This window comes from Psychrobacter sp. 78a-MNA-CIBAN-0178 (genome assembly GCF_040309625.1).
Taxonomy (GTDB): domain Bacteria; phylum Pseudomonadota; class Gammaproteobacteria; order Pseudomonadales; family Moraxellaceae; genus Psychrobacter; species Psychrobacter okhotskensis.
The window spans coordinates 53,698-65,927 of record NZ_JBEOOZ010000017.1 but is presented as its reverse complement, the minus strand read 5'-3'; the positions used below and the strand labels follow the sequence as shown (position 1 = coordinate 65,927).

General features: G+C 39.1%; 11 protein-coding genes and 2 pseudogenes. 2 read left to right on the top strand and 11 right to left on the bottom strand.

The genetic code is table 11. From position 1 onward, the window contains the following. From AAEY80_RS10265 to AAEY80_RS10245, 5 genes and pseudogenes are all read right to left on the bottom strand, one after another. Window positions 1-366, bottom strand: a pseudogene (locus AAEY80_RS10265) (transposase); the annotation flags it as partial. Window positions 367-431: 65 nt separating this feature from the next. Next, window positions 432-695, bottom strand: a pseudogene (locus AAEY80_RS10260) (hypothetical protein); the annotation flags it as partial. Window positions 696-823: 128 nt separating this feature from the next. Further along, entirely contained in the window at window positions 824-2,479 is a 1,656-nt protein-coding gene (locus AAEY80_RS10255) for a sensor histidine kinase (protein WP_025672617.1), read from the bottom strand. Continuing rightward, window positions 2,472-3,131: a response regulator gene (locus AAEY80_RS10250; RefSeq protein WP_025651479.1), complete on the bottom strand. Its 660-nt coding sequence runs from the start codon at window positions 3,129-3,131 to the stop codon at window positions 2,472-2,474. The genes AAEY80_RS10255 and AAEY80_RS10250 overlap by 8 nt, the downstream gene beginning before the upstream one ends. A gap of 149 nt (window positions 3,132-3,280) precedes the next feature. Continuing rightward, window positions 3,281-3,850, bottom strand: coding sequence for a PepSY domain-containing protein (locus tag AAEY80_RS10245; protein WP_025651480.1), 570 nt, complete (start codon window positions 3,848-3,850; stop codon window positions 3,281-3,283). A 196-nt stretch (window positions 3,851-4,046) separates the two neighbouring features. Here AAEY80_RS10245 and AAEY80_RS10240 point away from each other — a divergent pair, with 196 nt between their 5' ends. Then, window positions 4,047-4,592, top strand: a complete 546-nt coding sequence (locus AAEY80_RS10240) for a manganese efflux pump MntP (RefSeq protein WP_025651482.1) — start codon at window positions 4,047-4,049, stop codon at window positions 4,590-4,592. Here AAEY80_RS10240 and AAEY80_RS10235 read toward each other — a convergent pair. From AAEY80_RS10235 to AAEY80_RS10225, 3 genes are all read right to left on the bottom strand, one after another. After that, the gene (locus AAEY80_RS10235; RefSeq protein WP_025651483.1) at window positions 4,554-5,318 is read right to left on the bottom strand and encodes a PAP2 family lipid A phosphatase; all 765 of its coding nucleotides are present in this window, start codon (window positions 5,316-5,318) and stop codon (window positions 4,554-4,556) included. The genes AAEY80_RS10240 and AAEY80_RS10235 overlap by 39 nt on opposite strands. A gap of 48 nt (window positions 5,319-5,366) precedes the next feature. After that, entirely contained in the window at window positions 5,367-5,840 is a 474-nt protein-coding gene (locus AAEY80_RS10230; protein ID WP_025651484.1) for a diacylglycerol kinase, read from the bottom strand. Window positions 5,841-6,272: 432 nt separating this feature from the next. Further along, window positions 6,273-6,869 carry a PepSY domain-containing protein gene (locus AAEY80_RS10225; RefSeq protein ID WP_025651486.1) on the bottom strand — a complete coding sequence of 199 codons (597 nt, stop codon included), beginning with the start codon at window positions 6,867-6,869 and terminating at the stop codon, window positions 6,273-6,275. 272 nt (window positions 6,870-7,141) lie between these two features. Here AAEY80_RS10225 and AAEY80_RS10220 point away from each other — a divergent pair, with 272 nt between their 5' ends. Further along, window positions 7,142-8,122, top strand: a complete 981-nt coding sequence (locus AAEY80_RS10220; RefSeq protein ID WP_350588262.1) for a CorA family divalent cation transporter — start codon at window positions 7,142-7,144, stop codon at window positions 8,120-8,122. Between the two features lie 56 nt (window positions 8,123-8,178). On the opposite strand, the gene AAEY80_RS10215 is transcribed toward AAEY80_RS10220, so the two are convergent. From AAEY80_RS10215 to AAEY80_RS10205, 3 genes are all read right to left on the bottom strand, one after another. Beyond that, a complete protein-coding gene (locus AAEY80_RS10215; RefSeq protein WP_025651488.1) occupies window positions 8,179-9,525 on the bottom strand; it encodes a sensor histidine kinase in 1,347 nt (448 codons plus the stop codon). 98 nt (window positions 9,526-9,623) lie between these two features. Further along, window positions 9,624-10,310 carry a response regulator transcription factor gene (locus tag AAEY80_RS10210; RefSeq protein WP_025651489.1) on the bottom strand — a complete coding sequence of 229 codons (687 nt, stop codon included), beginning with the start codon at window positions 10,308-10,310 and terminating at the stop codon, window positions 9,624-9,626. A 44-nt stretch (window positions 10,311-10,354) separates the two neighbouring features. Then, window positions 10,355-12,037, bottom strand: a complete 1,683-nt coding sequence (locus tag AAEY80_RS10205) for a phosphoethanolamine transferase (protein WP_201567588.1) — start codon at window positions 12,035-12,037, stop codon at window positions 10,355-10,357. Between the last annotated feature and the right edge of the window lie 193 nt (window positions 12,038-12,230).

The following is a 12,230-nucleotide window of genomic DNA, read 5'->3' as shown; positions in this document are numbered from 1 at the left end:
CATGTAACACACGGCACATGCGAGTGATACTAAAAAGCTGCTGATTATCTTCAATAAAGGCGTACTTCACTAGCTGTGCTTTGCAAAGTACGCTGTGGCCTTTTTTAGTATCTCGCGCTCCTCCTCCGCTACTTTGAGCTGGCGTTTTAGGCGCTTGTTCTCTTCTATAATGACCATAAGCTGTGGATCGTAATGTTCAGTCCCTGCAAGCTTGCCTTGATTGGCTTTATTGTACCAGTTGGATAAAGTTTGCATGGCTATGCCGAGCTGCTTTGCTGTGGCTGAGATATTGCCATTATTGTCTGCTATCTTCTTAACGGCTTCGGCTTTGAATTCTGTACTGTAGGTTCTTATTTTATTGGTCATGATAAACTCCGGTTATTGTGCTTAGTTTACCAAGTTTATCTCTACGGTTTCTTCAGCATAGCTCAATACAACCATTTATTAAATGAGTTGGCTTTAATCTGGGTAGCGACTGCTATAGCAAATATAATAGCGAAAATGCCAGTACTGACAATGTATCCTAGATTTAATGACATTGATAAAGCATCACCCGCAGTCTCACCAAGCGTAGTAGCTGCGATTTTAATTATCTAAAAAAGAAGGGTAACTTCCGGAACTTTGGACAAAGCGTTTAGCACTGGATCGTTACTAGAAGCAGTGGGTGAGTATTGATTGTTTAAGGTTGTATTCATGGTTAGATTCACTCTATTAGTAAACAAATTTAATGTTACGTTGTAGATGTCACTAAATTATCAATAGAGATGTTAAGAAAGTGTGAAGATGCAACTATTTAGATCTATTAAAATTTCTATGTATGAGTTTAAAAGATCAAAGTTATACAAAGTCCTCGATTATCATGTAAGTTTAAAATCTCAGAATTAGAGTCCTTCATAAAGACATCGATACCTGCCTGCTCACAGATTGATTTAACAATAGAGAGCCCAAGTCCTGTACCTTCTATTTCCTGTGATTGCTTACTTGCGCTATCTGATCTTGAAGCGCTTATACTATTGTTAAGTTTACTGTCGCTAAATTGATCAGCTGCACTAATCACTTGATTAAGCCGTATAAAGGGTTCAAAAGCTTTCTCATAATCACTAGGGTCAATGCCTGCGCCTGAATCTATGATCTGTAATACTAATTTGTTATCTAGCGTCTTGGATATATCATTTAATTTCCCAGATTGAATCACATGTGAGCCAAAATTATATTGAGCATTTAAAGCCGATTTATCCAAACTGCCTGAGTTTTGCTCAAGTTGATAGAGTTTAACCATGACTTGACCATTATCTAGCGTATAAATAATAGCGTTTTGAATCAGGTTTTTTATGAGCATTAATAATGATGTCTCATCTATCTTTACTTTGCTACTTGACTGTAAGTCGACAGTTAGTTCGATGTTCTTATTATCAGCAATAGGAATGAGTAACCCTATGACTTGTTCGATAATAGATTTAACATTGGTTGCTGTTGTCTCGGTACCAAGCTCGGTATTGATATTACCAGCACGAGCGAGCGTTAATAATTGCTCAACCAAACTTTGATTACGCCTCAAGCGAATAGCCAGTTTATCGAGGCCTTCCGACATAACGTTATCATTACTAATACGCTGTAATCGTTGTAATTGTAGTGAGATGGCAGTCAGCGGCGAGCGCAGTTCATGGGCAGCATCAGCGATAAAGCGTTGCTGACGTTCAATACTAATTTTGACTATAGCCAATAATCTATTTAACGATTCGGCTAGTGGCAGCAATTCAGAGGGCAGTCTACCAATCGATAAAGGACTTAGGTCATTCTCATTACGTGCGCTTATCTCATGATGCAATTGACGCACAGGTTTCATCATGCGCCACATGATAAAAGGCAGTAAAAGCAGTAATAATGCTATACCGATAATAAGGGGTAAAAAAGACTGTAAGGCACTAGCTTTGGCTAAATCATCCTGTAAATCTGTCTGTTGGCGCAAAATTAGAGCCACTTCTTCATCAGTATCTAAAGACTCAATCTTGACATCATTTCTATAGGTTCGCCAAGAATGACCGTCAATGTTTTGATCGCTTATCCCTTGTGGAACGCTATTTACTAATGCCAACGGTATAGGTTCTGAGTAATCATGCTCATCATCGCTTTGAACGTTCTGATAATCTTCTACCCCGTTATTGAGTGAGGCGGAGAGTATGACTATATCAACGGTGATCGCACCATCATCGTCATCGGTATCAAAGTGAATGTTGCTGCGGGCATGCTCGTCACTGTATGAATAAGCAGCATTATTATTTAAACCACTAATATTAAGCGACTGCTCTAATAAGGCAGCAGTATTTTTTAAGTTATCATCCTGAAAGTCATTTATCTCGTTATAGCTGTACCAAAATCCATAACCACCAGCCACTATTGCCAGTAGTAATAATGACACAACAGACCAAAAGATAAGTTGGAACTGTAATGAGTTAAAGGGCTTACGAAATTTAGGCATTGCTGATATACCATCCAAGGCCACGAACATTTTTGATTCTATCTTGTCCGACCTTTTTGCGTAAACTATGAATCAAAAACTCAATGGCGTTACTTTCAACTTCGCCGCCCCAGCCATATAACGAATCCTCAAGCTCATTTTTGGACATGACTTTTTCAGGCGATAGCATAAAGGTAGTGAGAAGCATGTACTCCTTTGCGGTTAAATCGATAGGGCTACCATCCATCATGACCCGTTTGTGCGCGGTATCTAAACTTAAATTGCCAACCGTCACTTGATTATCAGCCTTGCCTTGGGCACGGCGAATAAGTACTCTCATGCGTGCAAAGACTTCTCCTAACTCAAAAGGCTTGACGACATAATCATCAGCCCCTGAGTCTAAGCCTGCAATTCTATCTTTTAATTGATCACGCGCGGTGAGTATCAACACTGGTGTTTCAATCTTGGCATCGCGAATAGCAGTCAACACGCCCATGCCATCAACTTCTGGAAGACCTAAGTCTAATAAGATGATGTCATAAGGTTGCACCCTTAATGTCAGTATGGCTTGACGACCGTCTTTGACCCAATCAACCGTATAAGCCTCATCTTGCAAGGCTTCGCTCAGACTCTCGCCAATCATCAAGTCATCTTCGACTACCAATACGCGCATGGGATATCCTTATTATGTGACTAGTAGGATTAAAAAATATTTATCTATAGTGACACTTTTTATAGCGTCCTCAAACTAAAAAGCTCTAATCGATACTAGTGTACAGAGTAGAGCCGTTGTTAAGCTATATTCAACCAAGTTTTAAAATATTAATCATCATCTAACTGACTGCTGACAACCTGACCATTCATGCTATCGATTATCAGTTTATTTATGTCCATCCCTTTAGCTATTTCAATCTCATAAGCGGGTATACCGTTATCAAAATCAAACTCTGCTTCAGTAATTTTGCCACCAACACTTTGCGTTGCTTTTTGCATGGCTTGGGTTAGGGTTATTTGGGCTTGCCTCATAGCGTTATATTCTGCTAAGTCGTCTTGATCTATTTTTTCCTGCTTAGATTTTAGAACTTTGCCGCTACTGGCGTCAATTTTTACTTCATGCTCCACTCCATCATTGATAAGCTTGATTTCATACTCGCCACTTGCCATATAATCGTTTTGGTCAAACTCAGCGCTAATTAAGTCTCCTTTGACTGTTTTTTGTGCAATAGCGACGGCTTGCTCTAGACTGATTTTACTCTGTGCTATCGCGACTGCGTCACTCGTCTTTGCGCCTGAAATAGCAGGTATTTGACCTGAGGCAACAGCGAGAGTACCAATACCTAGAACGCTAAGAGCAATAAGTAGGGATTTGCTTAGGGTTGATAGTTTTTTCATCGTGTTTACTCCGTATTTAAGGTTCATGTCTGACGACTCATTATCAAAGTTGTCAGAAGTGTCGATATGAGTCCATCATACAAAACAAGACATAGAAGAAGCTTAGCGTAGAATAAGCGTTCAGTTAGCTACTCATATTTTTGGGCTATAATGCTGTTGCTCTTTCGATAATCCTTATACAGAGTAATATTTTATTATGTTTGAGATACTATTATTGGCGTTAGCACTCGCTGCGGATGCGTTTGCGGCTGCAATCGGTCTTGGCTCGACACATAGAAGCGATGGTAAGTCGCAGTTTATAAAAATGGCGTTACTCATTGGATTATACTTCGGTGTTGCTCAGGGGGTGATGCCGCTAATTGGTTATGCGCTTGGCTCTACTATGCTCGGTTGGTTTGCGGAATGGGCTGCTTGGATTGCTTTTATCATACTAGTGGCTCTTGGGATTAAGATGCTTTATGAGTCGTGTTCGGTTAGTGACGATACTCGGATCAATGTAAGTCATAAAACCTTGCTGTCATTGGCTATAGCGACTAGTCTCGATGCGATGGCAGCGGGCTTTACGTTAAACCTGTTGGTAGTTAATGCTTATGCTGCCTGTTTAATCATCGCATTGACGACCGCTATTTTAAGTGTTTTAGGGGCTTATATAGGACGCCAGTCAGGAACATGGCTCGGCAGTTGGGCAGAAGCTTTGGGCGGTTTAGTGCTGATAGCGATTGGTGTGAAGATGGTTATTTGAAGCATAATTATGCTCTGTTCTCTTAAAAAACACGCTGGCCAGCGCACAAGCTATAGTCAAAGACACCAACATCGATACTAAGGTATGACTAAAAAAATGATCACCAAACATCATTTTATATAGGCCCATTGTCCAGCCTAATACGGTTACGATTTCAAATATTCGATAGCGATACTTATAAAGAGTAGGTAAAAATGCTAAGCCATACAAAGAAAATCCTGCGCTGGCATGAGCTGCTGGAAAACATTTTGTATCGGTTTTAGCAAGCATATTTTGCCATAGATTAAGATAAGGTAGATCCCCGCCAAAAAGCGTTAGATGATTAGGACAGCTCACATGAGTAACGCTTTTTAATAGCGCGATAGTAGAAGGCACCACAATAAGAACAATAAGTAAGTAACTTATTTCACGAATTGAGAAGGGCACAATAAATTTACTTGTTTTATTGTTATCGATGATAGAGGCGATATTTGAAGATTGTCTGTATTTGATAACCAATACGGATATTAAATAGAGAGCCAACAAGATTAATAATGCTTTAGGACCATCATAAAAAATAAAAGCGTAAGGCTGTTCGCCTTTTTCTATCAGCCACTGACCATTATTATAGAAAAACTCACTAATACGAACATCAAATTGGCTATGCTCAAAGGTTAGAGCGGCAATAATTGTTAAGCAAAAAAGCTTAAGCCATATCCAGTTAGTTGGGTTATCTTCTAAAATCATGAAAATACCTTACTCAATGTATTAAATTGCTAAAAATTTAAGCACTTTTTAAAATAAAAGATTAGATAACGCCATGCACCACAAAACGAACAATAGTAATAATGCCAAAAATTGCGCGGCAGAACCCACGTCCTTGGCTATTTTAGCGAGGGGATGATGATCCGTTGAAGTATGATCGACGCTCGCTTCAATACCCGTATTAATAAGCTCCACAATGAGGGATAAGAATGAAGCAATCACAAGCACCATTTTGGCGCTGACGTTAAAAGGCATAAATATAATGACCGTGAACAATAAGAGATTGAGCCAGATAACTTGCCTAAAGGCCGCTTCAAACTTATAAGCCGCTTTAAAACCATCTATAGAATACCCCGTAGCTTTTACAATACGGGCTAACCCTTTTTTACCTTTAACCTCATTTGCAAAACTATCCGCTACAAAAGTATCATCAGATACAGGCTGATTTTTATAATCAAGATTTGTATGTTCGTGGCTCAGAGCAGTAGTCTTGGAATTATTCATATCGATAGCTTAGTATTTATTAAGATTAGAATAGCTGGCAGGTCTTAATGATATTACAGTGCATGTTAAGATCGCGTTAAGATGAATTTCATATAATAAAAAGCAGTAGCGAATACCGAGTTTGATTAAGGTATTGGCTACTACTGACTATTGAAGTTACAGTGAAAATAAGAAAAAGTGCAATCACCGATATATTTATTGTTGTAATGATCCCAGTGTAGGAGGGCACTGGTTAGCACTTGGGTATCAGTATGTGCTTGGAGCTGTTAAGGAAGCGTTAAGATAAAAAATATTTATAAAATTATTTGGAAAGGGCAATATTAATATCAAAATTCAATATATACAAAAAAGCAATAGCCGACACCTTGTTTATCAAGGTATTGGCTACTGCATCCTATTAATGAAGAGTTAGTATTTAGCTTTGCTTACTTTTTAGCCATCATCCTCCATATCAACTTGGCTGCTTAGAACCTTGCCAGTATTGGCATCTATGCTCACATCATATATCTGATTGTCTTTGACAACTTCGATGTCATATAAGGCTTGACCTTTTTCAAGCTCGAACTCAACACCGATGACTTTACCATTTACGCTTTGAGTGGCTTTTTGCATAGCACTAGTTAGCGTAACTTTGGCTTGCATCAGCGCTCTATATTCAGCCATGTCTTCTTTATCTAACTTCTCTTTTTCAGTCTCGATGACTTTGCCAGTATTGGCGTCGATCTTGACCTCGTAAGCCGTACCGTTTGATACAAACTCAACTTCATACTCGCCCGTTACAGCACCGTTGCCATTATCATCATCGTCGTCATAATCGAATTCTGCGCTGATTAGATCACCTTTAGCATTCTGTTTAGCTATATCGATTGCTTGCGTTAAGCTGATCTTACTTTGCATAGCGCTGACAGCTTCACTTGATCCAGTTACGGCTTTGGTATTAGCAGCAGGGGCGGCGATAGCGGTTGCACCTACGCCTGCAATAGTAAGGGCGATGATTGCTGATTTGGTTAGCGTTGATAAGTTTTTCATGAGAGTCATCCTTTGTATTAATCAATTTCTGACACACCATTAGTGGTTTTGCCAGCTACCTCGTGGGTATGAATCTATAATACGAGAGACGACATAGGGGAAACTTAGCGGAAAATAAGAGTTTGATTAGCGAGTAGATATAATAAATATTGCTTAATTTTCTGAGTTAAATCATTATTTAAAAGACTACTAAATGTTTAACAGATCTAATGTCTGGCTTAGATACTAGGCTTGCTAAGTTTTGATTAAAGGAGTTTCTATAGGGGGAAGGGATGTCAGAAAAGTTCTTACGAAACACTACACTTATTACTTATTCACCTTCAAAAGTGTCAATAGTACCTTGCGAAGATATCTTAATTTTGAACTTTGAGCCTCACGGCGACGAAGTTTTTTGGCTCAATACTTATGGATTGAGAGAGTTAGATGAGATGGAGCAAGTTGTCATCCAGAACCAGTTTGATGATTTTTTAATTAAATTATTGCAAGATGATGAGCATGCCAATAAGGTTATCGAACTCGATAATGTCCTGTTTATCGCTCTAAAAGTATTAAAAACTGATGACAAAAATCTAGATAATAAACAATTGATTTTCGTTGTATCGTCAAATATGTTATGGAGTTTGCAAGAGAATCATAATAATCATTTTCAGTGGATTCGTGATCGCTTAAGCGAAGGCAAAGGACAAGTTCGAAGCAAAAAAGTAGATTATTTGCTTTTTCTGTTGATTGAGTCATTGATAGCAAACTATGAAGAGACGTTTGAGAAATTACTGAATGCTGACGGTGACTCGATAAAGGTGACCAATATTAATCCAACGCCTTATTTTACTAAAAAGGTTGAGGAGCAAAAACGTCGCATGTTGAACTTTAAGAAAGCGACGCTGAGCCTTCGCAATACCATTGTAAAGCTGGAAACGATTAATATTATTCCTATGGATAGTAAGTATTTCACCGAACTTAAAGAGCAAGCCAACAATTTGATTGATGAAATTGATTTTGAGTTGTTTGAGCTTGATAGTAAAACCAATCTGATATTCTCAATTCAGGGCCATCGTTTGAATGAAATCATACGTACCTTGACCTTAGTGTCAGTGGTATTTATACCATTAACATTTTTGGTAGGCGTTTACGGTATGAATTTTGACTATATGCCTGAGTTAAAATGGAATGAGGGTTACTTTGCCTTGTGGGGTGTGATGGTAACATTGACTGTGGCCATCGTTGTGTATTTTAAAAGTAAGAAATGGTTTTAAACTGTACTGCTAACTTGTAATGTCTTAGGCTTTTAAAGATTGTTTATTAGTAGAATTTATTTATAATAAATACTAAACGTACTACCGCCTGCAGCATTAGCTTGATGGGTAAGTTGCCAGCCCATATGCGTCATGATGCGCTGAACAATACTTAGACCTAACCCTGTGCCATCAACCTTATAGCTCGTATAATCTTTTGACGAGAACTTATCAGTTAATTGCCCATCATTTTTCTTTTGCTCTAAACGCTCAAACCTTTCATAGAGTAGAGGCATCATCGCTTCAGGAATACCCAAGCCAGTATCGGTAACGGTGATTTTTTTATCGTCAATAATAATAACTACCTCACCCTCATCCGTGTATTGAAAGGCATTCTTTATTAAGTTGCCTAGTGCCATTTTTAGTAATTCAGGTCGTACGTAGGCAAAATACTCTTGTTCAGCGACTACTGCATAAGTCACAGTCTTATACCGTAGCAAATACTTTAAGCGTTCCACTTCATTGTTAGCAATGCTATTGATAGAGGTTTGCGGAGCGTCCAGTTTTTCAGGAGCACGCGAGAGTAGTAATAACGCGCTGATAATCTCAGAGGTCTCTTTAGCTGTAGTACTAATACGATTAGTAAACTCGCTCAAACGGCTATCGCCTTCTAATTGAGAAGCCAGTACTTCTGATGCACCCATAATAATCGTCAAAGGCGTGCGCAGCTCGTGGCTAACATCTCCAGTAAATAGCTGCTCACGTTTGAGATACTGCTCAAACTTATGATTCTTCTCATCAATAGCGCGTGCTAATACGCCAACCTCGGAGGGCAAATGGGTCAATTCGGTTAAGTTTTGATGATCGGTTTCTACTGCTTTTTTTAAGTCTAATAAAGGTTTAGTAATTTGCCTAGAGGATAGCTGAGAAAATATTGCGGCAATTAGTAAGCTTAAAATAACGGCAACTCTTAAGGCATTGGCAAAGATGTCTTCTAGGTGTTCAAAAATGGCAAGGACAGGGTAGTTCCCCATTACCATCTCAGTGTCTTCTAAATAGGTTAAAACATAGCGTTGTTTATTTTGCTGATAGATGAAGAAATGTAGATTAGTTCTAACATTGCCATCTTTGGTGGGCACGGTTACGGGCATCTCTTGCACTGTCTCGGTTGCCAAAGCTTTTAAATTATCAGGTGCATGATTATAGCGATAAATTTTTATGCCCGGATCTGCAGTGTAGACAGGCTGATCGCCATCCTTTTCTTGACTAAGCTCTAGCTGTTGCAGTAAGCGAGCTTTGACCAACTCTTGCTCCATCCTTGTCTCAGCGTACATAAAAATACTGACGAAAGCAGCGCAAAGTAATATGGCAAATAAAAAATATGACAGTCGAAATTTATTAGCGATAGAGTCGAGGCTGAACATGGCATTTACTTCATAGTATAAGGTAGTAGAAAGAGGATAGGAGGTATAACTAGGACGACTCTTAATCAGATTGAGTCTGTAAATCGTACTAAGATATTCTACACTTTATCGGGATCAACAATTTGATAACCCACTCCAGGCATCGTCATTATCATAGGTCTGGCAAATGGCTTGTCGACTTGTACGCGCACACTATGCATATGAGTCCGTAGCGCATCGCTACTTGGAATATCCTCACCCCATACCTTTTCCTCAAGCTCACTTTTACTGACGACTCGTGGCGACGCATTCATTAATGTTTCTAAAATTTTAAACCCTGTTGGTGTCAGTTTTAGTGATGTACCTTCTCGTCTAATCGTGTGCTCATTAGCATTTAAGGATAATGGTCCGACAGCTAAGCTGTGCTCAAAATGCTCATCTTGGTGTCGACGGATAAGCGCTTTAATCCGTGATTCTAATTCAATGAGTGAGAAGGGTTTGACCAGATAATCATCAGCGCCACTATCGAAGCCTGCGACTTTATCCAAAATCGTATCACGAGCCGTCAGCATCAATACAGGGGTTTTATTATGTAGCTCTTCTCTCAGTTTTTTACATAGCTTGGTGCCGTCCATACCCGGCAGCATGACATCTAATAAAATAACGTCATAGCGATTATTTGCAGCGAGTGTTAAGCCGCTAATGCCATTATGAGCGTTGTCCAGCTCAAAACCTTTTGGTTCAAAAAAGGCATAAATATTGGCGACGATATCGGGATTGTCTTCGATGATGAGTATCTTGTACATAGTGGTCTCGTGCATAAATGCTAGCAGGGCTTATGATAAAGGTCTTAATGGGTAGATTTAAAGAAGGTTGGCGCTGCTGCTACCTCATCGGTAGTAATACCAAAAAAGTTAAGTAAAGTTGGGGTGATAAAGTCATGTGATACGGGCTGATCAATCATACTAACGAGACTACTTTTATCAATATTATTACTATTAGGTGACCAAATGATGACAGGCACCTGCTTTTGCGCATCAGGTGCGATAGCGTAGGGCATGCCATGCAAGTAAATATTATTCTCGCCTAAACTTTCGCCATGATCGCTAATATATACCATTATGACATCATAGTCCTGCTCATACTTTTTGAGCGTATTAATCACGTTATTTAAGAAGTAATCAGTATAACGAATGGCATTGTCATAAGCGTTGATGACGGATTGATCATCGCATTTAGAGAGCTCATTAGTCATGCATACAGGTTTGTACTCTTCAAATTCCTTAGGATAACGTTTGTAATAAGCGGGACCATGATTGCCCATTTGATGCAATAAAATAAGCGTATCTTTGGCAGGTGCATCTGACTTAATTAAAGTATCAAAACCGTCAAGCATACCGATATCACGACACTCCTCATCACAATTTGGATTGACATCAGCCGTCTTATAATCTTCAAAAGTTACTCGATCCGCGACCCCTTTAGAGCTCGAATTATTGTCGCGCCAAATAACATTGACGCCTTGCTTATTTAGTGTGTCTAATACGTTCTCATTATAGTCTGCCATATTATTGTCATAACTCTCTCGATTAGAGTAGCTAAACATACAGGGAACGGAGTAAGCAGTAGAGGTGCCACATGAGGTGGCATTTTTAAAGCTATAGACATCTGGTTGGCTAGTCAGCAGAGGCATAGTGTCGCGCTCATAGCCATTAAGACCGATATGATCAGCACGTACTGTTTCACCAACGACAAATACCATGAGTTTAGGCTTTGCTGCGTTAGTTCCAGCAGTAGGAGTTATACGTTTGGCATCTGTCGCATGCAGGGTCAATGTATCAGGACGACGAAGTTTCTCAACATAATCGGTACCTAATTTGATAACCGAGTAGATAGGAGTAATAGGGTTTGCGTAACTGCGGACTATCTTATGCTGACGGAAAAAGGTGGCGTATTGATCGCCAAAAGACAGTAGGCAGACAGCTATTAAGGCGATAGATGAGGTTAAGGTTAACGCTTTTTGCCATAGCGCTCGACGTATAGGTACTCTTTTTATGCGGATTTTAGCAATAATAACTGCGGGTATAATGCCTAGTATAAAGACTCTTGTAAAAAAACTTAGCGACATCAACCCCATCGCTTCACGTTGATCGGTTTGTATACTATTGATCAGCATATTAGTATCGAAAATAGTGCCATAAGCGTCAGTAAAATAGCCACATACGGCCGCTATCATTACCATAGCGATGAGCACTGGTTTAGCAATAGGACGATAGCAAAATAATTGGATGAGTAGCCACATTAAGCCGAACAATAAGCCTGTGATAGAAACTATGAAGCCAACGTTATTACCAAAAGGGTAAATGCTAAGCACTTGCGCGAAAAAACCAAAATTTGCAGTAGTGACTAAATAGAGCGCAACGATAATAATCAGATAGTTAAGATTAATTTCATGATTAAAAATGCTGTTTAGATAGCTTTTTTTGGTAGGAGCTTTGGTGATTTCAGTGCTAAGTGCTTGAGGGGTTGACATAACTAGGCTTCTCAACAGGATGGTAAGGAGTTTGATTCCTTACGATAACAAGAGGCCTGTTAAGAAGACGTTAAGATATTTGGGTTGAGTAATGCTTTAAGAAGATAATATATTCTTAAAAATAAATAGTTAGATAATAAGCTTAAGGATGCATATTGCCTCTACTTTAGCTGGTTAGTCGACGCCTAATAAA